This window comes from Pseudomonas sp. 5P_5.1_Bac1 (genome assembly GCF_025466015.1).
Taxonomy (GTDB): domain Bacteria; phylum Pseudomonadota; class Gammaproteobacteria; order Pseudomonadales; family Pseudomonadaceae; genus Aquipseudomonas.
This window is the reverse complement of sequence record NZ_JANLNX010000014.1, coordinates 83,136-106,555: the sequence shown is the minus strand read 5'-3', so window position 1 is coordinate 106,555 and position 23,420 is coordinate 83,136. Positions and strand designations below refer to the sequence as shown.

The following is a 23,420-nucleotide window of genomic DNA, read 5'->3' as shown; positions in this document are numbered from 1 at the left end:
CACCCCGGCGGCAACGCCGAACTGCCGGTGCGCCGTGCGCGGGCGCAGGTGGAAAAGGCGGTCAATCAGGTGATCGAGCATGTCGGCCGCGCCCTCGGCGCAACGCCTTACTGCCACAACAGCCACTTCGCCCGGCTCAGCGCCGACTTGCCGGTGTTCCTGCGCCAGAGCCACGCCGAGCGCGACCTCGCGGCATTGGGCCGGCAACTGGCGCAGTTCCCGGCCGGAGCGTGGCAGCTATGAGCCGCGAACTGTTCGAGCGGCCGGCCACCCTGCCCGCCGACTGGCAGCATTCGGCGCACCTGGCCCGAGCGACCTGGATCGAGCCCGAGCAACTCTGTCCGCCCGGCCAACGCCTGGTGGTGGTGGCGCCGCACCCGGACGACGAGATCCTCGCCTGCGGCGGCCTGCTCGCCAGCCTGCGCGGGCGTGAGCAGGACCTGCTGCTGATCTCGGTCACCGATGGCGAGGGCAGCCACCCCGGCTCCACCCACTGGACCGAACACCGCCTGCGCCGCCAACGTCCACAGGAAAGCCGCCATGCATTGCAACGCCTCGGCCTCGACGTGCAGGCCTTGGCCTGGCAGCGCCTGAACCTGAAAGACAGCGCCGTGGCGCGGGATGAAGCCTACCTGGTCAATCACCTGAGCCAGCTTCTCCAGCCGGGTGACCAAGTGCTCTGCACCTGGCGCGGTGACGGCCATTGCGACCACGAAGCGGTGGGCCGCGCCTGTGCCCAGGCGGCTCAGGCCAAGGGCGTCCAATTGCTGGAAGTGCCGGTGTGGGCCTGGTACTGGGCCGAGCCCGAGGACAGCCGACTGCCGTGGGAACGGGCCTGCAAACTGCGCCTCGGCAGCGATGCACTGCAACGCAAGCAGCACGCCATCGCCGCGCATGTCAGCCAGATGGAAACCGATGAGGGCCGTCCGCCGGTGCTGCCGGCGGCGACCCTCGAATGCCTGATGCAACCTTTCGAACTGGTGTTCCGATGAGTGTCGATGCGCAGTATTTTGCCGGGCTGTTCGCCGCCAGCGACGACCCGTGGGCGTTCCGCACTCGCTGGTACGAACGGCGCAAGCGCGAGCTGATCATGGCCAGCCTGCCGCGGCAGTTTCACGAGCGGATCTTCGAACCGGCCTGCGCCAACGGTGAACTCAGCGCCGCCCTTGCAGAGCGTTGCTCCGAACTGCTGTGTCACGACCTCGACCCCACAGCCGTGACGCTGGCGCGAGAGCGCCTGGCCCCACTTCCGCATGCGCGGGTCGAACAGGGCCGGCTGCCCGGCGACTGGCCGGGTGGCAGTTTCGACCTCATCGTTCTCAGCGAGATCGGCTACTACCTCGATCCCGGCCAGTGGCTGCAGGTGATCGAACAGTCGGTCGCCAGCCTGACCGAAGACGGCGGCCTGCTCGCCTGCCACTGGCTGCACCCGATCGACGGCTGCCCGCAGCAGGGCCGTGAGGTTCATGCGCTGCTGGAGCAACGGCTGCCGCTGTACCGCGTAGTGCGCCATGAAGAAGCGGACTTTTTGCTGGAGTACTGGAGCTGCCAGCCCAGCGTAATCGACCTGGACGAGACCTGCCCATGATTGCCGTGATCATCCCCGCGCATAACGAAGCCGACGCCCTGCCGCGCTGCCTGAGCGCGGTGCAACTGGCAGCCCGCGCTGCAGAAGGGGCCGGACACCGGGTGGAAATCCTCGTGGTCCTCGACCGCTGCGACGACGACAGCGCCCGCATCGCTGCGGCACATGGCGTGGGCACGCTGGAAGTGAATGTGCGCAATGTCGGCCAGGCGCGGCGGGCCGGGGCAGCGCTGATGCTGGAACGCGGCGCGCACTGGCTGGCCTGCACCGACGCCGACAGTTGCGTGCCGCCGGACTGGCTGCTGTGCCAACTGGACTGCGCCGCGGACGCGGTGTGCGGCACGGTGCACGTCGAGCAGTGGCAACCGCAACAGAATGCGGCGTTCCAGGCGCTGTACCTGAGCCGTTATCAGGCGCGGGAAGATCACCGGCATATCCACGGCGCCAACCTCGGCATCTGCGCCCGCGCGTACCAGCGCGTGGGCGGGTTCCCGCCGTTGGCGTTGAACGAGGATGTGGAACTGGTCAACGCCCTGATGGCCAGCGGCGCCCATATCGTCTGGACCGCGCGTAACAGCGTCAGCACCAGCAGCCGGCTGGACAGCCGGGCGCGGGGTGGGTTTGGGGATTATTTGAAATCGTTGGGGGGGTGACGCAACACCTTGGCTTGACGCGCAACCCTGTAGGAGCGGCTGTTAGCCGCGATGGGCCGCATAGCGGCCCCAGAACCATCCAGCGCCTTGCTTCTGGCAGGTCTGGGTCTCACATTCAAGCCTGCTCAAGGTCGAAAGAAATACCGGATGCACACCGCTAACTCGTGCGGGATGGTTTTGGGGCCGCTGTGCGGCCCATCGCGGCTAACGGCCGCTCCTACAGAATGGCAAGCGGCCGACGATTTGCGAGAGGTTCAAATCCCCATGCAGCAATAACGCCTCTCACGAAGCCTTGCGCCCCGTCCTCTTGCTCGCCGGCGCCTTCTTCTTCGGCTCCGCCACCTTGCCACCCTTCCCGCCCAGGCTGCGTTTCAACAGCTCGGTCAGATCGATGATATCGGCGCCCTTGCCGCCGCCGCTTTCCTCGCCCTGTTCCACCACCGAAATCTTGCCCTTGCTGGCCTTCTCCTCCACCAGATCCATGATGGTCTGGCGAAACACGTTCTGGTATTCATCCGGCGTCCAGCTACCGCTCATGTCTTCCACCAGGCGCTTGGCCATCTGCAACTCGCTCTTGTTGACCTTGGCCGTGGTCACACTGCTGTCGAGCTCCAGACTGTCGATGCCGCGCACCTCATCCGGCCAACGCAAGGTGATCAGCACCAGCGCATCCTCCAGCGGCCGCACCATCGCCAGATGCTGCTGGGTGTGCAGCACCAAAGTGGCGAGCGCCACTTTGCCGGTGCTTTCGAGGGTGTCGCGCAGCAACGCATAGACCTTGCCGCCGCGCTTGTCCGGGGCCAGGTAATACGGCGTGTCGAACTGCTGCAAGGGGATTTCCTGCGCGGCCACGAACGAGAAAATATCGATGGTCTGGGTCGCCTCGGGCCGGGCCTTGCGAATCTCGTCTTCGCTGATCACCACATAGCGGCCTTTCTCGTACTCAACGGCCTTGACGATATCTTCCTTGCTGACCTCGTTGCCGGTGACCTTGTTGATCCGCTTGTAGCCCACCGGGTCCATGCTGCGCTGGTCCAGCCAGTCGAAATCGACCCGCTGGCTGCGCGTCGCCGACGCCAGCGCAACAGGGATATGCACCAGGCCGAAACTGATCGCGCCTTTCCAGATTGCTCGTGCCATAACGCGCTCCTAAGAGTGGGTGATCCCAAGCCGGCGATAGCGCACGGCACCGCAGCGCTCACAGCACTGGCAATCCATTTGCTCGACGTCACTGCTCGACATCGAACGCCACTGGCAACCACGCAACAGGCAGATGAAGGTCATCGGCCACCTCCCGGGTACCCGTGAATCGGGCTCTTACAGGTAGTGACTCGCGGGAAGTGGAAAAGGTTTAGCCGGGATGTGTAAACGACCGGTCGGTTGTCACCGGGCCTACCAAACCTGCGAACTGTCCCGGCGCTCCGACCTTCGCGGACGGCACGCCGAGGCTGCGCGGCTCAAGACTGCCAGTTGGCAGCGATCACTAAATCAAGGGCGGCATGCTGGGACTGGCTCAACGAAGTCTGCCCAGCCGGCGGCGGAGCGAAGGCGGACATGGCGTCCACAAGATTTTGCACCTGCGCCTCCAGTAGCACATCGCCGCTGGCCGTCACGAACGACTCGACGCGGTTGGCGCTGCCCTGATACCAGTCCTTGACCGTGATTTTGTCAGTAGTGCCAACAATACTGATCTCCAGGTTCTGGGTACCACTGACCGACTTGAACCACAACTGATCACGGGCGATCCCGTCCATGAAGCGAAGCAGGTCGGCATTGCCCGCCGTCACGCCATTCTCAACCACCGTATCGCTGCCATACGACCTGCCAAACAAATAGGTATCGTGACCTTCACCGCCCACCAGCACATCAGCTCCCGCGCCACCGTCCAGAAAATCGTTGCCCGCCCCGCCAGTGAGAGTGTTAGCCGCGCTATTTCCCGTCAGCCGGTTGTCTGACGCGTTACCAGTGCCGTTAAGCGCGGTGCTACCCAGGAGCGTAAGGTGCTCCAGGTTATTGCCCAGGGTCAGCGAAACGCTCGACTCGACGGTGTCGATACCCTCGTTGACGTTTTCCACTACCACGTCGGTGGCTCGCTCAACCACATAGGTATCGTCACCAAGCCCGCCCTGTAGGGTGTCGGCACCCGCCCTGCCGTCCAGGCGGTCGTTCCCCCCACCGCCAATCAATATGTTGGCAGCGCTGTTGCCCGTTAGCACGTTATCGAGCTCATTGCCGGTGCCGTTCAACGCAGAGTTGCCGAGCAGCAAAAGATTTTCCACGTTAGCCTTGAGTGTCAGGGAGATGGAGCTTTCGACCATGTCGATGCCCTCGCCCAGGTTTTCCTGTACGGAGTCACCGGCATTGTCCACGACATAGGTGTCGTTGCCAGTACCACCAATAAGCGTATCGGCTCCAGCCGCTCCGTCGAGGCGATCGTCACCGCTACCGCCTTCTAGGCGGTCGCTGCCGCTGCCGGCAGTGATCCGGTCATTGCCCGCGCCACCGAGCAGGGTCTGGTTATAGGCCGCAGTAACACCGACCATCACGTCGTCGCCGTCGGTGCCGAGCTGCAACATTAGTGCGGTGTTCAGTGAAGCACTGGTCCAAAGCGTGCCATCGGCGAACTCGATACGCTCCACTTGATAACGGCTACTGGCCTCTAAGAACCAGTCGAGCATCGTCACCCGGTCCTGACCATTGGCATGGCTCAGCACCAGGCTGGTACCCGAGCGGCTGGTGGTGATATCGGATGCGGCGATACCGACTCCGAAACTCAAGGCGTCGGTTCCCGAGAAGGTCCAGTTGTCATCGGAGATCACATCCTGGCCATCGCCCAGATTGAACACGTACCGGTCGGAACCCTGACCACCATTCAGACGATCATTGCCGCGTCCGCCTTCTAGCCGGTCGTTGCCCTCTCCACCGGTCAACGTGTCATTCCCACCGTTGCCCAGCAGCACCTGACTGAACCCAGCGGCAAGGCCGGTGATGATATCGTCGCCCTCACCACCGCTTTGCTGAAGGAACGGCGCCGTCACCTGGGCGCTGGTCCACAGGGTGCCATCAGCGAACTCTATACGCTCCAGTTGATAGCGGGTGCCAGGGTCATAGAACCAGTTAAGGATCGTCACCCGGTCCTGACCATTGGCATGGCTCAGTACCAGGCTGGTGCCCGAGCGGCTGGTAGTGATATCGGATGCGACGATGCCGACTCCGAAACTCAAGACATCGGTTCCCGAGAAGGTCCAGTTGTCATCGGAGATCACATCCTGGCCATCGCCCAGGTTGAACACGTACCGGTCGGAACCCTGACCACCATTCAGACGATCATTGCCGCGCCCGCCTTCTAGGCGGTCGTTGCCCTCTCCACCGGTCAACGTGTCATTCCCACCGTTGCCCAGCAGCACCTGACTGAACCCAGCGGCAAGTCCGGTGATGACATCGTCGCCCTCACTACCGCTTTGTTGAAGGAACGGAGCCGTCACCTGGGCGCTGGTCCACAGGGTGCCGTCAGCGAACTCTATACGTTCCAGTTGATAGCGGCTGCCGGGGTCGCCGAACCAGTTAAGGACCGTCACCCGGTCCTGGTCGTTGCTATGGCTCAGCACCAGACTGGTACCCGAGCGGCTGATTGTGATATCGGATGCGGCGATACCAACCCCGAAATTCAAGACATCGGTTCCCGAGAAGATCCAGTTGTCATCGGAGATCACATCCTGACCATCGCCCAGGTTGAACACGTACCGGTCGGAACCCTGACCGCCGTTCAGCCGGTCATTGCCCACCCCACCAATGAGCACATCATTGCCTTCTCCCGCATTAAGGACATCGTTACCCAGACCACCTTCGAGCATGTCGTTGCCGCTGCCTGAAGTGATGGTGTCGTTCCCACCCAGGCCTGACATCATCTGGTTGCCAGAGTTGGCACCTACCAGAATGTCATCGACCTCCGTCCCCATCGAAGTCATCAAAGGCGCGGTCATCTGGTCGCCGGTCAGGACGGTTCCGTTCGCGAACTCGAACCGTTCCAGTTTGTAACGGCCACCCGCCTCGTAGAACCAGCTTAGGATTGTCACCTGATCCTGGCCATTGGAGTGGCTCAGAACCAGGCTTGTGCCCGAACGGCTGGCGGTGATATCCGACACTGCGATGCCGGTTCCAAAGGCCAATACATCGATATCCGAGGAGAGCAAATGGCTATCGAAGATCACATCCTGGCCGTCCCCCAGGTTAAAGACGTACCGGTCGGCCCCTTGACCACCATTCAGACGGTCGTTGCCCCTCCCACCTTCCAACCTGTCATTTCCATCGCCGCCTGTAAGCGTGTCATTGCCACCATTGCCCAATAGCGCCTGGTTGAAAGATGCGGAAAGTCCGTTGATGACGTCGTCGCCTTCAGTGCCGCTTTGTTGAAGGAATGGCGCCGTCACTTGGGCTCGGGTCCAAAGGGTGCCATCAGTGAACTCGATACGCTCCAGTTGATAGGCACCGTTGGAGGCGTAAAACCAGTCGAGGATGGTCACCCGATCCTGACCGTTGGCGTGGTTGAGGACCAGGTGGGTGCCCGAACGGCTGACGGTAACGTCGGAGGCGGCGATACCAGCTCCGAAGCTCAACACATCGGTGCCCGAGGAGATCCAATTGTCATCGAAGATCACATCCTGTCCATCGCCAAAGTTGAACACGTACCGGTCGTCACCTCGACCGCCGTTCAAGCGATCATTGCCACGCCCGCCGATCAGCACATCGTTGCCATCACCAGCGCTCAACACATCATTGCCGAGTCCCCCCTCAAGCATGTCGCTACCACTACCCGAAGTGATGGTGTCGTTGCCCCCCAAGCCCAACATAGTCTGGTTGCCGGAGTTGGCCCCCTCCAGGGTGTCATCCGCGTCCGTTCCCATCGTGGTCATCAACGCCGTGGTCATCTGATCGCCAGTAATGACAGTGCCGTCCGCAAACTCGAACTTTTCCAGCTTGTAACGACCACCGGCCTGGTAGAACCAGTCGATAATCGTCACCCGATCCTGGCCGTTGGCATGACTGAGAACCAAGTGAGTGCCCGAGCGGCTGGCAGTGATATCGGACGCAGCGACACTGGCTCCGAAGCTCAACACATCAGTGTCTGAGGAAATCCAGTTGTCATCGAAGATCACATCCTGGCCATCGCCCAGGTTGAACACGTACCGGTCAGAACCCTGACCACCATTCAAGCGGTCATTACCCCGCCCGCCTTCCAGCCTGTCACCGCCATCGCCGCCAGTCAGAGTATCGTTGCCGCCATTGCCCACCAGCGATTGCCCGATGCTCACATCCACCGCCGTTAGTATGTCGTCGCCTTCCGTCCCCACGGGGTTGAGCAAGGCACTGCTCAGTTGCGCGCCGGTCCAAAGGGTTCCGTCGGCGAACTCAATGCGCTCGATCTGATAGCGCGGGCCGGTCTGGTTGAACCAGCCCAGCACGGTGATCTGGTCGAGACCGTTGGCATGGCGCAGTAAGAGGTTGGCACCCTGGGTACTGACGCTGATGTCGGAAGCAAGGACTCCTTCCCCAAAGCGCACCACGTCAATATCGCCAATGACCGTGGAGTTCTCCAGAATGACATCCTTGCCATCGCCAAGATTGAACAGGTAGGTATCCGAACCACTGCCCCCTTCGAGGCGATCATTGCCGCTGCCACCGACGAGTACATCGTTGCCCTGCGCTGCGTACAAGATATCGTTGCCCGTACCACTGCTAAGAGTGTCGGCCCCCGAGTAACCATACAGCGTGTCATTGCCGTCAGTGCTGAGCGCAACGGCGGCCATGATCTGCTGCGGCGTCCAGACCGTGCCGTCGTTGAAACGGACTTGCTCAATCTGATAGAAATTGACGCCGTCGTTGATGAAGAAATTGACGACCGTAACTTTATCCGTGCTGCCCGCCAGCGACAGTACCAAGTTGTCACCCGCCCGACTGGCACGCACATCAGCGGTCGCAACAGTGGCATCGAACACGATGACGTCCTGCTTGCCACTGCTACTATCGAAGTTGTTGAGCGTATCCTGCCCCCAACCACGGCTGAAGTGATAGGTATCGGAGCCCGCATCACCGCTCAGATAGTCATTCCCGCTGCCTCCGTCCAAGGCATCATTGCCGGCATCCCCGTACAGGGTGTCGTTGCCCGACAAACCAACCAGGACGTTCGCCTGCACATCCCCATAAAGCTCATCGTTACCGCCTCCGCCCAGCGTATGCCCTAGATTCCCTAACAATTGATCGAAACCTTGCCCCGCAGGATCAGCGGTTTTGCGCAGACTGCTCAGCATTACCTGGTTCCAAACGCCGGGTGCTACGTCAAGTGCGTGCGCGAACGCCAGCAACTGATCTTTGCCGGCAACCGGATCGGCGTTGTAGGACGCTCTGAAGGTTTGCACCAGCGCAGCCACATCGAATGAGTATTGATTGCCGTCGAAGGTCCACAGCAGCCCCGCGACCAACGGCTGGTAGTGAGTCTGCAACATCAACTCCGCAGCAATGGAGTCGGACAAAACCGCGTAAGCCTGCATCAATTTGGCGGCTGCATTAGGCCCGGGATTGCCAGTGCCGACGTTGGTGCCCGAGGACTGAATGAACGATGATCCAAGGAAAGCCTCAAGCGCGTAGATTTTCCGGCCATCGTCGATGTAGCCGCCCCGGCTGCTGCTGCCGTATTGGCTGGCACCACTCCAGGCGAAAATGATCTTGTCCACCAACGTCTGTCGGGCCGTGGCGTTGGTCTCACCCGCGAAAGCCTCAACCAGCTCCTTCAATGTGCCGCTGCCGTCGCGGGCCATCGCTTGGTGCAGACTCGCCACATTGCCAGAGCCCTCAGCGTTAGGCAGCGCCTGTACTTCAGCCCTCAGAGTCACGAGATTGAGGTCGACGGTCCTAGCGTTGTCCACGCTGAACCAGACATCTTTCACATCGTGCACAGCGCCTTGGCTGTTGGTGTACGAACCGGCCTGGCGAATTTCGTTACCGTGCACATCGACCTGGGTCTGGTTGATATACGCAGTGCCAATACTGGCAACGTTGGCCTGGTCGAGGGTAAGCAGTTCTCCCTCGCCGAGCCTAGCGTTGCTGTCACTGTCCTTCCAGATGCGCAACTGGGCAAAAGCGCCATCGGAAGAATCGACCTTGCCATCCTGGTTGCTGTCCAGTTGCGCGAGTGCGGCAAAGCCGTTGGCCGCCTTCTGACCATTGGCCAACACCGTGTGGTTGCCGAACAGTTCGCTGCCGTCGTCAATCCGACCATTGCCGTTGCGATCCCATACCAGCACACCGTCATCCGCACCGACCCAGCCGGTTTGCTCGGCGAAACCGGTGCCGTCATGGTCGAAGTAGATATTGGAGCTCTTGCCGAGGGTTTCGACACCATCGCCATCTAGGTCGAGGATCAAGGGCGAAACCGTTTCGTTGGCTTTGTCGAACAACTGCTTGGTCCAAAACAACCTTTCGAAATTGGCGATGGGCAGTATTTTCCCTTCATAGCCCGCTGGGTTAATTCCACCAGCACCCATGGCGCCCCAGACAAAGTCCACACAACTATTGTTTAACCAATTGTAGTTTTTCACATCAAAACCGTACGCGGCGGGATCGTTGACAAACTTCTTCACTGCCGCGTACTGCGCATCAGAGATTTCTATCGTCTGCGAGTAAGCCACATACTCGTACGTCGAGTTATCTAAATGCGTGATATTTCCAGGGCCTACGGGCGTACCTGATGTTTCCGGCCCAAAACCGTAGGTCCCGGTCTCACCGGCGCCATTCTTCAAGTCGAACCACATATGTCCGCCAAATGAGTTCCCACCATTGGTCAATGATGCTCCAGGCAAGGTGACCTTAACAGTTACGCTAGGCATCGGCAGGACTCTCTACAGTCAAGTAACGGTTAATCATCCAGAATCTAATGAAATACTGTCGACAGGTCATCCCGATATCGCGACCAGGAATCTTTCGAGTGCAAAAAAAAATAGATAGAAAAGAACTTGCGTCAATGTACACCCCGCCAACACGTACACACTGCCAAGCAGCGTCGCTGCAAGCGGTGATACTTTGGGGCGCCGTTTAAACTTTCGACCCGCGAATACAATGGCAATGAGCGCTCCTGGCAATGAAGCCATATGCAAAACGCCAACCATCCCGTCCTGATGCTCGGAACGCCAGTTGATCTGTAAGACTAGAATAAATTCGATGGCCAGTGCTACACCCAGGCCGACAAGGAAGCCTTTGCCTGGTGAAAGCCAAATTGTAATCAGCAGGGCAACCGCAGGAACTGCAAGGTAATAATAAAGCCCCGCATACATTGCATCGCCATATATCATAACTAGCGACGGAACAATCAATGAAATCAAACAAAACCAGACAATATCGTTTCGACACAACTGAGTCATAATCTTCTCCGCACTCAACTAAACCTCAGCGCTCCGACAAACTTTCGCCCACAAGACGTTCAAGCGGACTAAGAAAATAATCAATAACCTTGCGCTTGTCGGTTTTAATTTCAGCGCGCACCGCCATTCCCGCAGATAACGGAAACTGCGTGCCTCCGACCTGCACGCGGTCCTCCTTCAAATGAATAAGAACGCTATAAAGCGGACCGCGCTTTTCATCTTCGATGGCATCTCCGGAAATACTATGAACAACGCCATGGACAACGCCGTACTTAGTGAATGTAAACGTTTCGACCTTGATTTCCACGGCTTGCCCAGGGCGAACAAAACCGATGTCTTTGTTTTCAAGCATGGCCTCCACTTCCACCGGCTGGTTGGCCGGAACGATGGCAAGCAGCGGCTGGGCCTCAGTAACGACCCCACCCTCGGTGTGAATGGCCAATTGCTGCACTGTGCCATCCACAGGAGCAACCAGCCGGGTCAGACGATTGCGCTGTTCGGCTTTGTGTAACTCCTGGGTCAGCGACGCAACCCGCTGGTCCGCCTCATGCAACAGATCAAGGGCAGTGCGCCGGGCCTGTGCCAAAACGCTGACCTGCCGGCGCTCCAGCTCCTTTTTCGAAGCCAACAATTCCACCACGCGGGCCTGCTGCATCTGCAGATCCCGCTCCTGGTTCAGCCGTGATTGCTCCTTCTCCAGCCAGAAGTGCTTGCCAATGATTGCTTTGTCCAGCAAGCGCCGGTAATCCGCCGAGAGTTGGCGGGCAATAGGCAAGGTTTCCTTCAACGATGCGACATTGATCCGGGCTGCCTGGATTTCAGCCATCTGTTGCTCGATCTGGGCCTCCCCCTGATCGAGAGTGGCACGCATTTCCTGGTACTGACTCTGCACCCAGCGTTGTGCGGCAACCTGCCGCGCGGGCGCCGCCTCGGGGATCAAGCCGACGAGCGAGGCAGGCTCACGATTGTTGTCGATCGCCTGCAGAAACACCGCCGCCCGGGCGCTATCGATCTGGGCGGCAAGCAAATCGCTGTCAATCCGCTCGACATCGGCCCCGGTGATTTGCCCATCCAGCTCAACCAGCACCTCACCGGCACGCACCTGCTGACCGTCGCGAACATGAATCGCTTTGACCACGGCGACATCGCTGGGCTGGATGATTTTGGTTTTGCCGCTGGGAATGATCTTGCCGCTGGCCGTCGCCACTACGTCGATCTCTCCGACACAAGCCCAGAGCAGTGCCAAGACACTGAACAGCATTATGGTCCAGAGGATGTAACGCGGTGCCGGGTGCACCGGCTGCTCTTGTAGCGCCAGCGCCGCCGGCAGGAACTGCACCTCGTGGGAGAGGCGCGGCGACGCAGCCATGGCTTTGCGGTTGGCCCATGCGTGACGCCAGACCGCGCGGTAACGCTCCAGCAACGACAGGTCGGCAGCCATCGGCTTCATCAGGCGCCACCTCCCTGCTGCAGGCGATGCAATCGCGAATAATGGCCCGCCTGGTGGGCCAGCAGTTCGGCATGGGTACCCTGCTCCACAATCTGCCCGCGGTCCATCACCACAATCCGGTGCGCATCACGCACCGATGACAACCGATGGGCAATGATGAGGACGGTGCGCCCAGTGCAAATGCCTTGCATGTTGTTCTGGATCACTCGTTCCGACTCGTAGTCCAGCGCGCTGGTCGCTTCGTCGAAGATGAGAACGCGCGGGTCATCGATCAGCGTACGAGCAATGGCTATACGCTGCTTCTGCCCGCCCGACAGCGAAGCGCCATGCTCACCTACGATGGTGTCATAGCCTTCTGGCAATTCGAGTATGAACTCATGTGCACCGACCAGCCTGGCAGCCTCAATGACGGCCTCCATCGGCTTTCCAGGATCGGTGAGGGCAATGTTCTCGCGAATGCTGCGGTTGAATAGCAAGTTGTCCTGTAGCACCACACCGATCTGCCGACGCAGCGAAGACACATCGACCAACGACAGATCCATCCCATCGATCAATACGCGCCCTCGCTCAGGGCTGAACAAACGCTGGATCAACCGCGTCAGGGTGCTTTTGCCGGACCCCGAGCGGCCAACGATACCGATCACCTCGCCGGGTTGAATCAAAAAGCTAACACCGCGCAGCACCTCGGCCCCCTCAGGCCGATAGCGGAACGCCACTTGGTCGAACTCGATGCCCCCCGACAGCATGGGCATGCTGCTACGCGCGGTCTGGGTAAGCTCGCTGCGGGCATTGAGAATGTCGCCCAAGCGCTGCACTGAAACACCTGTCTGCTGAAAGTGGCTCCACAACTGAGCCAGCCGCATGATCGGCTGCGAGACACGCCCGGCCAACATGTTGAAGGCAATCAGTTGGCCTACGCTGAGTTGCCCTTGTATCACCAGTTGCGCCCCTGCCCAGAGCGTTGCGACCGTCACTAGCTTGCCTACAAGGGCAACCGATTCACTGGCGATCGACGACAGATTCTGAGTACGGAACCCTGCTGCGACATAACCCGCCAACTGGTTGTCCCACTTGCGCATGAAGTGAGGTTCTACCGCCAACGATTTCAGGGTATCGATGCCGTTGACGGTTTCCACCAGAAACGCCTGGTTTTCCGCACCGCGGGCAAAACTCTCGTTCAGGCGCGCGCGCAACAGAGGAGTAATGAGCAGTGAAATCAGGAAATACAACGGCAATGACAGCACCACGATAAGTGTCAGCCACCCGCTGTAGAGAAACATCACAGCGATAAACACCACCGAGAACAGTACGTCGAGCAGGAGGGTGATGGAGTTACCAGTGAGAAAACCGCGAATATTTTCCAGCTCGCGAACCCGAGCGACCGAGTCCCCCACGCGCCGCGCCTGAAACCACGCCAGCGGCAGGCTGATTAGGTGACGAAACAGCTTCGAACCCAACTCTACATCGATGCGGCTGGTGGTATGTGCGAAGACATAGGTACGCAGACCGCTCAAAGCTGTCTCGAACAGCATGATGCCCAGCAGGCCCATGGCAAGTACATCAAGAGTCGAGAGCCCGCGGTGCACCAATACCTTGTCCATGACCACTTGAAAAAACAAAGGCGTCAGCAGCGCGAAAATCTGCAATACGAACGAAACCAGCAGCACCTCGCCAAGCAACTTGCGGTACTTGACCACTGCGGGGATGAACCAGGTGAAGTCGAAACGTGATGTTTCGCCCGTGGATGAAGCCTGGGTGCGCACGAGAATCAGCTCACCTGTCCAGCGTTGCTCAATCGCCTCAAGGCTGATGACTTCCTGGCGTAGGGTTGACGGGTTGTGGGTCAGTACACGTCCTTGTTCCAGGCGGGCAATGATGAAGAATTCGCCATCCTTGCCAAACGCGATGGCGGGCAGAGGTGTCTGAGTCAGGCGCGAGACACTAGTGGAAACGTAGCGAGCCTTGAGCGAAAGATGTCTGGCGGCCAGCAGTAGAGCGGTCTTGCCGAAGCACCGACCGTCCTCGCCGAATTCGTGAGCCAACTGTTCAGCCGTGACAGCGATGTTGTGGAAGCGGGCGAGCATCACCAGACAAATCAGTCCGGTATCTCTGATGCACTGTGCACCCTCTGCATGCGAATCCATTTGCATGACTCACCTCGGCGGGAGGCTGACGCGGCACGTAAAGGCTGTCACCGCCCGGGGCGGCAACGGCTGCAGCTCGATAAAGTCGTGGGTCTAGAGACGACGCTGAATCCCTGCCATACCTTTTCGGATACTTTCTGGTGACTCCCTTAGAGCAAAGAAGGTCACCTTACCAATGTCAAGAAGCCATCAAGAAAAAGTTGCGACAGCCATCATCCTCCTGGCACCCACGCGACCATCTAGATCGCGTCTGAAAAGTAAGTTGCTGTTCTGCCAAACATCCGTGCGATCAGTTGTCACTGTCCTTGCTCGGCGCCAATTGCGACGCCGGGTTCTCCGCCGGCTGCTGCATCTGCAGCGACGGTTTGCTCGGGTCGGAGTCCTTGCCGGGGTGGTTGGAGTTGTCGAAACAGCCGCCCAGCAGCAACAGGCCAGACAGCAGGAATACCGATGCACTTTTCATGGACAGTGCCCTCCACAGCGCTGCAAAAACAAAGCGGCGCATCGGACCCAGGCCACGATGCGCCAGTCAGACGGGGCACTGTTCATGCCCCGCCAGGTACTGCTGTGATGACGGAAGCTGTGATTACGGAAAGACCCCGCAATCAGGAGCGACCACCCTTGCGGCTGGTGTCGGTGGTTTTTTGCTTGTCCTGATTCATCCCACCCGAGTGCTGGCCGCCTTTGCGTCCGGCTTCTGACGCTTTTTCCCGGTCATTGGCGAAGTTGCCCGGGTTGCCACCCTGCTTGCTACCTGTCTGACCAGTGCTTTTTTCGTTGTTAGCCATGATCTTTCACCTCATTGGAAAGCGAAGGGTGCACGGCTGATGCCGTACATGAATTAGGAGCACGGCTGGCGGGAGGGATTCGGTTTATTTGAGCACTGCCGGACAAGTGGCAGTAAATGACCGCAGGCGCTTGTTTGGCGCGCCAAGGGATTCATCACAAAGGAAAAACACGGGGCAGCGACGCCGCCCCGCGAGGATCACATGTTGCCGTGATCGTGATGCATGGCGTGGCCGCCGGCATCGTTGAGAGCGCGGACGGGCGCCTGCACTTCGAGGGCTTGCTGGTTGCCCTTGGCATCCTCGACCACCAGGGTCAGCGGCACTTGCTCGCCTTCCTTCAATTGCTGGTTCAGGCCCATCAGCATCACGTGGTAGCCGTTGGCATCGAGCACCACGGCCTTGCCGGCCGGCAGCGCCAGGAATTCCACCGGGCCCATGGTCATCACGTCGCCGTTCATCTTCATCTGATGAATCTGCACCGTCTTCGCCACCGGCGAACGCACCTCCACCAGTTTGCTGTCGCTGTCGGCGGTGAGGGTCATGAAGGCGCCGGAGGATTGCTGGTTGGCGACGGTGGCGCGGGCCCAGGCGTTGCCGACGCGGGTTTGCGCCAGCGCCGGCAACGCAGCGGCGCACAGGGCCAGCACTGCCAGGGCAGGTTTGAACAGGGAACGCATCAGCAAATCTCCATGAGGGTCAGCAGGTCTTCGGCGCATTCCTTGGCGTTCAGCGAATGGGACAGGCCAAGGTACAACCGGCCACGAGAATCGAAGACGAAACTGGTGGAAGAATGGGACACGGTGTAGGTGTCGCCCAACGGCACCTTCTCGTAGAACACGCCGAATTCCTTGGCGGTGGCAGCGATCTGTTCCGGTGTACCAGACAGCGCGGTGAAGGTCGGATCGAACGCCTTCACATAGTCATCCAGCACCTGCGGGGTGTCGCGCTCGGGGTCGAGGGTGATGAACACCACTTTGAGGAAATCGCCATCGCGGCCCATCAGCTTCTTGATCTGCACCGCACGCGCGAGGGTGGTCGGGCAAACGGCCGGGCACTGGGTGAAGCCGAAGAACACCATCGGCATCGAGCCGTAGAAACTCGACAGTGCGTAGGTGTCGCCGTGGACGTCCTTGAGTTTGAAGGAGCGGCCGAGGATCTTGTTGCTGAGGTCCTTGCCGTACTTGAAGTCGAGCTTTGGCGATGTGTCGCAGCCAGTCAGGGCACCGAGCCCCAGCAGGCTGAGCCCGGCGATAACCTTGCGCCGGGTCAGTAAATCATTCATGTAACCGTCCTTTCGGGAAGGTACGAGCCTCACAGCGAAGCCGTTCATTTCATGGTTTTTTGCGAGGCGGCATTTTGTCACGGTCGCTGACACCCCTGCCAGCGCACAGCGCCCGGCGGATGCGACCCGATGTCGCAGTTGCGTAACGGAGTCGTAACAGCGCGTGACGAGACTCGCGAAAGTGGCCACGCGCCAGCATCCGGGTTATTGTCGCCGTTTTTCTGACAGGGATGCGCTCGAAATGCTGTCAGTGCCACTGACACAGCCTGTCAGTGCGCCACGCTAGAGTCGCCGCCAACGTCCACCCGACACAGGACCCGTCATGGCGGCCCACGAACACGACACCCTGGCCCTGCGCCTCGCGGAAATCCTCCGTCTGATGCAATCGGGCGAGCGCCCTACCCGCCTGCAACTGGCCGAACGCTTCGGCGTCAGCGAGCGGACCATCTACCGCGACCTCAACCGCCTGGGCGATGTCATCGAGCCCGGCGCCAACGGCGTCTATCAGCTCGCCAGCCATTACCGCAGCAGCCTGTCGCCCGCCGACCTGCAGACCTTCGCCCGCATCAGCGGCGTCGAGCAGTTGTTTCCGGCCAGCGACCGCCGCTCCTGGCTCGACCTGCTCAAGCCGGGCCCGGCGAGTTTCCTGGTGCGCGACGGCCATTCAGGCGCGAGCCGCCCCGACCACCACGCGTTCCGCCAACTGGGCCAGGCCATCGAGCGGCGCCAGCGCTGCCAGTTGAGCTACACCGGCAAGCTGCGGCGGGTCGAGCCCTACCGGCTGATCCACAACAAGGGCATCTGGTACCTCGCCGCCACCGAAAACGATCACCTGAAAAGCTTCGCCCTCGGGCGCCTCGGCGAGCTGCGCGTGCTGGATGAAACCTTCGCGCCCAACGCCGATATCCAGGCGCAGATCGAAAACGACGATGACGTCTGGTTCGGCCAGGACCGGCTTGACGTCACCGTGCGGGTCGCCGCCAGCAACGCCCACTATTTCCTGCGGCGCAACGTGCTGCCGCACCAGCAATTGCTCGAACAGCAGGACGATGGCCAGTTGGTGCTGCGTTGCCAGGTCAATCACCCCAACCAATTGCTGCCGATCATCCGCTACTGGATTCCCCACGTACGCATTCTCGAACCCGTCTGGCTGCAGCAAAAACTGCGCGACGAACTGACCGACTACTTGCACTGAGGCAGGACACCCCATGACCGAAATGGAAAAGCCCCTGGGCGACGACTACGACAAGGACGACAGCATCGACTTCGAGCAGGTCGCCGAGGAGCAGGCGAAACGCATCGAAGGCGAGCTGTTCGAAAACACCGAGAACGCCAACAAGACCACCGCGGTGATCGCCTCTTTCGTCGCTTCGTGCAATGCGCGTGGCGAGAAGCCGCTGGAGCTGTGGCTGAGTGACGAGTTCCGCAAATATCCGGACCTGTGGAAGGACGAGCAAGACCTGCTGCAGACCAGCCGCGAGGTGGTCCAGTCCACCACGGCCTTCAACCAGTCCCGCGAGTCGCTGCAAGCGCATCTGGACACCGGCCGCAGCAAGGCTTCGTGGCTGGCCGGCGAGATCGAGAAAAACGCCGCCGTCACCGGCTCCGTGAACGTCGGCCAGTACGCCGGCGGTATCGACCGAGCGCTGGCCGACGCCAGCGAAAACGCCCGGAAGATCATCACCACCCAGGCCGGGCCGATCAACCAGAACCCCAACCTCAACGGGTTGATCGCCGAGCAGCATCACGTCGACACCTTCAATATCGACGCCGCCGCCAAGGGCAGCCCCTACCGCGCGCGGGTGGTCGGCTCTCAGGAACTGAACTCGGTCGACATCGAGATCGTCGACGGCAACGGCAATGTGGTCGGCAAATACCAGTCAAAGTACGGCGCCGACGCCAAGGCTACCAACACCCAACTGAACGGCGGTGACTACAGCGATCAGAAACGCCTGGTCCCCGAAGGCCAAAGCGCCGATGTGCCCGACAGCACCGAAGTGATCGAGGTCGACGGGGTCAAGTCCAAACCGCTGTCCAAGGAAGAAGCCAAGGCCCTGCAGGAAAAGGCCCAGGCCGAGGAAGAGTCACGCCAGTACGATTGGAACGACACCAACCGCATCGATATCGCCAAGCAGATCGGCAAGCAGGCGGTGGTCGGCGCCTGCATCGCGGTGGGTATGCAGGGCACGCGGATCCTTGCCCGACGCGCCTGGAACTGGCTGAACGGCCGGGAAAACCCCAGCGCCAATGACGAACTCAAGGAGTTCTTCGACAGCTCCCTGCGCGCCGGCACCAACACCGCCGCGCAGGTGGCGGTCTCCGGCGCCGTGGTGGTCGCGGTGAAAAACGGCTGGCTCGGCGCAGCGCTGCGCGGCACCCCGGCGGGGCTGATCACCAACATCGCCTGCGTCGGCCTGCAGAACGCCAAGATCCTCTACAAACTGGGCAAGGGCGAGCTGACCGGCGAAGAGGCCGTCGACGCCATCGGCAACACCACCGTGACCACGACCATGGCCATCGCCGGTGCCACCAAGGGCGCCTCGTTGGGCGCGGCGATCGGCACGGTGTTCGGCCCGGTGGGGATTGCCGTCGGTGGTTTCGTCGGGGGCGTGGCCGGCGGTATCGCCGGCGGGCAGATCGGCGAGGTGGTCTATTCGGCCGGCAAGGCCGTGGCCAAGACCGCGCTCAAGACCGTGGCGCGTGTCGTCGAAGGGGCCGGCCGGGCGCTGGAATCCATCGGACGCAACCTCAGCAACTTCGCCTCTTCCCTTTTCTCTGGCTGGTAAGCGCCGATGAACCTGCTCGAACTCAAGGACAAGATCAAATCCCACCTGATCGCCGGGTATCCGGGGCTGTACATCCACTCCGGCGAAGAGGCCCGGGTCGACACCATGCTCCAGGACGTCGCCGCAAAACTGAACCTGCACCCCAAGGAGTGGAACCTCGGCTACGGCTGGGTCGACTTCTTCAACAAGCAACCGCGTGGCAGCCAGGGCGCGAAGACCGAGCTGGCCGACAGCCTGCCGGCGCTGCTCGACGACGACCTGGACGGCAAGCTGTTCATCATCAAGGACGCCCGCAGCGCCCTGGAAAACCAGCCCCTGGCCGTGGCCCGGTTGAAGCAGTTGCTCAACCGTATCCAGCGCCATCATCGCGGCAAGGCCGCCGTGGTGCTGGTGTCGGAAACCCTGCACATCCCGCCACCGATCGAAGCGCAGATCACCCTGCTGCCGTTGCCGCTGCCCCGCGGCGAGGAAATCGGCAGCCAGCTCGACAGCGTCTGCCAGCACCTGGAATTGCTGGTGCCGGAACACCTCCGGCAGCGCCTGCACGCCGCCTGCAGCGGCCTGAGCCAGGAAGAAATCCGCTCGGCGCTGGCGATGGTCCGCCTGCAGCACGAACAGATCAACGATGCCGCGCTGGCGCTGATCCAGCACGAAAAGGAACAGATCATCGCCAAGAGCGGTGTGCTGGAAATGCTCCGGGTCAGCGAAAACGCCACGGACATCGGCGGCCTGGAAAACCTCAAGCTGTGGCTGGGACGCCGCGCGCAGATTTTCCGCCGCCTCGGCGAAGCGCATGAAGCGCGGGTGCAGGCGCCCAAGGGCGTGCTGATCGCCGGCATGCCCGGCTGCGGCAAATCGCTGACCGCCAAGGCCGCGGCCGGCCTGTTCCAGTTGCCGCTGCTGCGCCTGGATATCGGCTCGCTGCTGGGCAAATACGTCGGCGAAAGCGAACACAACATGCGCCGCGCCCTGACCATGGCCGAGTCGGTCAGCCCGTGCATCCTCTGGATCGATGAACTGGAAAAAGCCTTCGTCGGCATGACCAGCGGCAGCGGCTCGGAAGTGTCGTCGCGGCTGTTCGGCTATTTCCTGACCTGGATGCAGGAAAAGACCGGCGCGGTGTTCGTCATCGCCACCGCCAACAACATCACCGCCCTGCCCCCGGAACTGCTGCGCAAGGGGCGTTTCGACGAAGTGTTTTATGTCGGTTTCCCCAACGCCGCCGAGCGCGGGGCGATTCTCGATATCCACCTCAAGGGCGAGGAGCTGGAACTTACGCCCGAGCAGCGCAGCACGCTGGTCACCCAGTGCCGCGACTACGCCGGCGCAGATATCCAGAACGCCATCAACGAGGCGCGGGAAGCCGCCTTCCTCGACAGCCGCGCGCTGAAGTTCGAGGACGTCGAAGCCGCTATCGAATTGACCGTACCGCTGCGCGAAACCCTGCGTGAGCAAGTGGCGAAGTACGAGGATCTGTTCGAAAAACTCAAGCTCAAGCCGGCCTCGGCCTGCGACGGCCTGAGCGTGGCGCAGATGATCCAGATGGCGGACAGCGTCAACGCACTGCGCCGCGAAGAAGTGGCCAGAAGTGAAGATTGTCCGGACGACCTGCTGGAAAAACTCGCGGGCGATCAGGTCGAAGACATCCGCATCGCGGTGTACAGCAACCCCAATTGCCCGGAGCGCGTACTGACCCTGCGGATCAATATCGAGGACGACCATCCCGACTTCGACCTCGACCTGCTGCACCTGGCCTGTGTTCACCCGCAGGCACCGCAAGACCTGCTGGCCAGCGAATTCCATCGCCTCAAATTGAAGCCCGAACACCGGCGCCTGCTGGCGCTGAAGAGCAGCCACGAACCGCTGCTGCGAGAAATGCTGCTGGACAAGGACGCCGAAGTTCGGCGCGCCCTGGCGCAGAACCGCCATATCGGCAACGACACGCAGCGCCAGCTCAGCAAGGACAGCGCGGACAGCGTGCGCCTGGCCTTGGCCGGCAATCCGCTGCTGTCCAGCGAAGCGCAGTCGCTGTTGTCGCGGGACGCGGAGGCCGATGTCCGCGAAACCCTCGCCAGGCTGCCGGCCTTGAACGAGGCGGTACAACTGAACCTGGCCCGGGATGAGGACGCCGAAGTGCACCTGGCGCTGGCTTCACGCGGCGGTGAAGCCGCGTTGCCCGACTCGGTGCAACTGGAACTGGCCAACGACGGCATGGACGTGCGCCTGCAACTGGCCAGCAACCCGGCCATCGGTGCGCCCGCGCAATTGTTGCTGGCCCAGGACAGCCACATTGAAGTGCGCAAGACCCTGGCCCGCCACCCCGCCCTGGCCAGCGCGACCCTGCAATACCTGGCCAAGGACAGCGAAACGGTGCAGATCGAACTGGCCGCCAACCGCAACCTGGGTTCGACACTGCTGCAACGCAGCCTCGTGCAAAGCGAATCCGCTGATGTCCGTGCGGCGCTGGCCGGCAACGATCACGCCAGCATCGAAATTCTCGGCCTGCTGGCCCGCGACCCGGACCCGGCGGTGCGCGAGAAACTGGTCAGCAACGATGCCATCAACGCGCAGATCATCGACACCCTGCTGCAGGATCCGCACACCGAGGTGCGCGAAGCCATGCTGATCTGGTGCACGGCACTGTCCGCCGAACAGCAGCAACGCATCGTCAATGATCCCGAGCCGAGCGTCCGCGAGCAATTTGCCTGGCACTGCGAACTCAACGAAGACTCGCAAGTGAAACTGCTAGGCGACACGGTGCAGGTGCGCGAAAACCTCGCACGCAACTACCGCATCGGCACCAGCATCCAGCAGCAGCTTGCCGTCGACGGCGAGGTTGATGTACGTCGCGCGCTGGCGCGAAACCTGAGTCTGGGCGGCCCGGTCCAGGCACGCCTGGCGGAAGATCCTGACATTGCGGTGCGTGTCGATCTGGCAGGCAACCTGGAACTGACCGCACCGGTGTTCGCCGAATTGCTGAAGGACGTCAAGGCGGTGCAGATCGAACTGGCCCGGCATGCCAGCCTGACGCAAGGGCAATATGCGCAGTTGGTCAGAAGCGAGTTCGACGAGGTACGGCAAACCCTGGCCGGCAACACCAGCCTCGGCGAAGACGTGATGCGCGAGCTTGCTCAGGCGACGCCGGCGCCCGCCCTGCACAGCGCCTGGTATGTGATTCCCGAGCCGTCGAAGGTCGACTTGGCCCTGGCGGGCAATGCCAAACTGCCAGCGAACTTGCAAAGCGATTACCACAGCAATTGGGTCAAATCGGCACCGCTGATGGAAGTGCTTGCCGGCAACCCGGCGCTCGATTCAGCGCTGCAAGGGAAGCTGGCAACACACACCGAGTACACCGTCCGCGCGAAGCTCGCGGCCAACCCGAAGCTGGCGCTGGACGTGGCGCAAAAACTGGCCAAGGACTCCACCGTTACCGTGCGCTCGGCACTGATCGGCAGCCAGCCGCTGCCCGCCGATATCGAGGAGCGCCTGTGCGACGACCACTCGTACAGCGTTCGTGTCGACCTGGCGGCCAACCCGCACCTCAGCAAGCGGACCCAACAAGCGCTGGCCGCGGACAATCATGAAGAGGTGCGTACCGAACTGCTCAAGCGGGCCAACGGTCACCCGGGCTACGCCCTGAAATTGCTGGCCCAGGGTCTGCTCGCCCAGGACAGCGAGTTCGAGATTCGCGCCTTGCTGGCCGAACACCCGCACCTGAGCCTCGCCCTGCAAAACCACCTCGCCGAGGACGAATCCGTCACCGTGCGCAAGGCCCTGGCCGCGCAACCCAGCAATCGCTGGGGCCGGGCACTCAGCGAAGACGTGCAACTGCGCCTGCTGATAAACAGCGAAATCAGTGTGCGCGTGGCCCTGGCGGGCAACGCCCAGTTGTTACCTCACGTGCAACTGGCGCTGGCCCGGGACAGCGACATCAAGGTGCGCAAGGCGCTGATCGACAAGAGCAGCAGCTATGGGCCTCGCCTGCTGATCGTGGCGCAGAAGACCCTGGCCAACGATGCCAGCGAAGAGGTGCGGATCGCCCTGGCCAGAAAGCTGTTCGGCAGCCATGCACCGCCCAGCAACGAGGAAATCCTGCTGATGCTGGCGGGTGACAGCAGTCTTGAGGTCAAGGAAGCGATCGCCTTCTCCTTGAGCTTCGGCGACGCCCCGTTCAGCGAGGCGGTAATGAACCGCCTGATGGAGGGGCTCGACGAGGAAACCCGCGCGTCGCTGGAGGACATCCTGGCAAGCTGCGAAGAGGACTGAGCCGCCGGCAAAAAATGTTCCCACAAGGATCGACTGAAACTTGTGGGAACAT

Annotated in this window: 16 protein-coding genes and 1 pseudogene; 7 read left to right on the top strand and 10 right to left on the bottom strand. The window is 61.2% G+C overall.

The features are described from left to right. The 4 genes and pseudogenes from NTD82_RS02945 to NTD82_RS02930 form a co-directional block, all read left to right on the top strand. Nucleotides 1-243, top strand: a pseudogene (locus tag NTD82_RS02945) (acyl-CoA dehydrogenase); the annotation flags it as partial. After that, nucleotides 240-992 (top strand): PIG-L deacetylase family protein, encoded by a 753-nt coding sequence (locus NTD82_RS02940; RefSeq protein WP_095159258.1) that lies wholly within the window; start codon nt 240-242, stop codon nt 990-992. The pseudogene NTD82_RS02945 and the gene NTD82_RS02940, both read left to right, overlap by 4 nt. After that, a complete protein-coding gene (locus NTD82_RS02935; RefSeq protein WP_095159257.1) occupies nt 989-1,588 on the top strand; it encodes a class I SAM-dependent methyltransferase in 600 nt (199 codons plus the stop codon). The genes NTD82_RS02940 and NTD82_RS02935 overlap by 4 nt, the downstream gene beginning before the upstream one ends. Then, a complete protein-coding gene (locus tag NTD82_RS02930; protein ID WP_095159256.1) occupies nt 1,585-2,238 on the top strand; it encodes a glycosyltransferase in 654 nt (217 codons plus the stop codon). The genes NTD82_RS02935 and NTD82_RS02930 overlap by 4 nt, the downstream gene beginning before the upstream one ends. Before the next feature lie 282 nt (nt 2,239-2,520). Here the strand turns inward: NTD82_RS02930 and NTD82_RS02925 are convergent, their stop codons facing one another. The 10 genes from NTD82_RS02925 to NTD82_RS02880 form a co-directional block, all read right to left on the bottom strand. Next, nucleotides 2,521-3,378, bottom strand: coding sequence for a Ku protein (locus tag NTD82_RS02925; RefSeq protein WP_095159255.1), 858 nt, complete (start codon nt 3,376-3,378; stop codon nt 2,521-2,523). 9 nt (nt 3,379-3,387) lie between these two features. After that, nucleotides 3,388-3,522: a PSPA7_2676 family Cys-rich small protein gene (locus NTD82_RS02920; RefSeq protein ID WP_256680117.1), complete on the bottom strand. Its 135-nt coding sequence runs from the start codon at nt 3,520-3,522 to the stop codon at nt 3,388-3,390. Nucleotides 3,523-3,695: 173 nt separating this feature from the next. Then, nucleotides 3,696-10,046 carry a calcium-binding protein gene (locus tag NTD82_RS02915; protein ID WP_159985328.1) on the bottom strand — a complete coding sequence of 2,117 codons (6,351 nt, stop codon included), beginning with the start codon at nt 10,044-10,046 and terminating at the stop codon, nt 3,696-3,698. A 141-nt stretch (nt 10,047-10,187) separates the two neighbouring features. Continuing rightward, nucleotides 10,188-10,652, bottom strand: a complete 465-nt coding sequence (locus tag NTD82_RS02910) for a hypothetical protein (protein WP_143502147.1) — start codon at nt 10,650-10,652, stop codon at nt 10,188-10,190. Between the two features lie 25 nt (nt 10,653-10,677). Next, entirely contained in the window at nt 10,678-12,093 is a 1,416-nt protein-coding gene (locus NTD82_RS02905; protein WP_262127671.1) for an HlyD family type I secretion periplasmic adaptor subunit, read from the bottom strand. Between the two features lie 8 nt (nt 12,094-12,101). Beyond that, nucleotides 12,102-14,246 carry a type I secretion system permease/ATPase gene (locus NTD82_RS02900; RefSeq protein ID WP_262127670.1) on the bottom strand — a complete coding sequence of 715 codons (2,145 nt, stop codon included), beginning with the start codon at nt 14,244-14,246 and terminating at the stop codon, nt 12,102-12,104. A 289-nt stretch (nt 14,247-14,535) separates the two neighbouring features. After that, nucleotides 14,536-14,709: a hypothetical protein gene (locus NTD82_RS02895; RefSeq protein ID WP_175651696.1), complete on the bottom strand. Its 174-nt coding sequence runs from the start codon at nt 14,707-14,709 to the stop codon at nt 14,536-14,538. 142 nt (nt 14,710-14,851) lie between these two features. Continuing rightward, nucleotides 14,852-15,034 (bottom strand): general stress protein, encoded by a 183-nt coding sequence (locus NTD82_RS02890; protein ID WP_095159252.1) that lies wholly within the window; start codon nt 15,032-15,034, stop codon nt 14,852-14,854. Between the two features lie 197 nt (nt 15,035-15,231). Next, on the bottom strand, nt 15,232-15,711 hold the full coding sequence (locus tag NTD82_RS02885; RefSeq protein WP_262127667.1) for a copper chaperone PCu(A)C: 480 nt from the start codon (nt 15,709-15,711) through the stop codon (nt 15,232-15,234). Then, nucleotides 15,711-16,316: an SCO family protein gene (locus NTD82_RS02880; protein ID WP_110970904.1), complete on the bottom strand. Its 606-nt coding sequence runs from the start codon at nt 16,314-16,316 to the stop codon at nt 15,711-15,713. Before NTD82_RS02880 ends, NTD82_RS02885 begins: the two co-directional genes overlap by 1 nt. Nucleotides 16,317-16,638: 322 nt before the next feature. Between NTD82_RS02880 and NTD82_RS02875 the strand changes: the two genes are divergently transcribed. Genes NTD82_RS02875 through NTD82_RS02865 form a run of 3 tightly spaced genes read left to right on the top strand, consistent with a single transcriptional unit; the run spans nt 16,639 to nt 23,368 of the window. Then, a complete protein-coding gene (locus NTD82_RS02875) occupies nt 16,639-17,511 on the top strand; it encodes a helix-turn-helix transcriptional regulator (RefSeq protein ID WP_262127666.1) in 873 nt (290 codons plus the stop codon). A 13-nt stretch (nt 17,512-17,524) separates the two neighbouring features. After that, nucleotides 17,525-19,102 (top strand): hypothetical protein, encoded by a 1,578-nt coding sequence (locus NTD82_RS02870; protein WP_262127665.1) that lies wholly within the window; start codon nt 17,525-17,527, stop codon nt 19,100-19,102. 6 nt (nt 19,103-19,108) lie between these two features. Next, the gene (locus NTD82_RS02865) at nt 19,109-23,368 is read left to right on the top strand and encodes an AAA family ATPase (protein WP_262127664.1); all 4,260 of its coding nucleotides are present in this window, start codon (nt 19,109-19,111) and stop codon (nt 23,366-23,368) included. Nucleotides 23,369-23,420 lie beyond the last annotated feature (52 nt).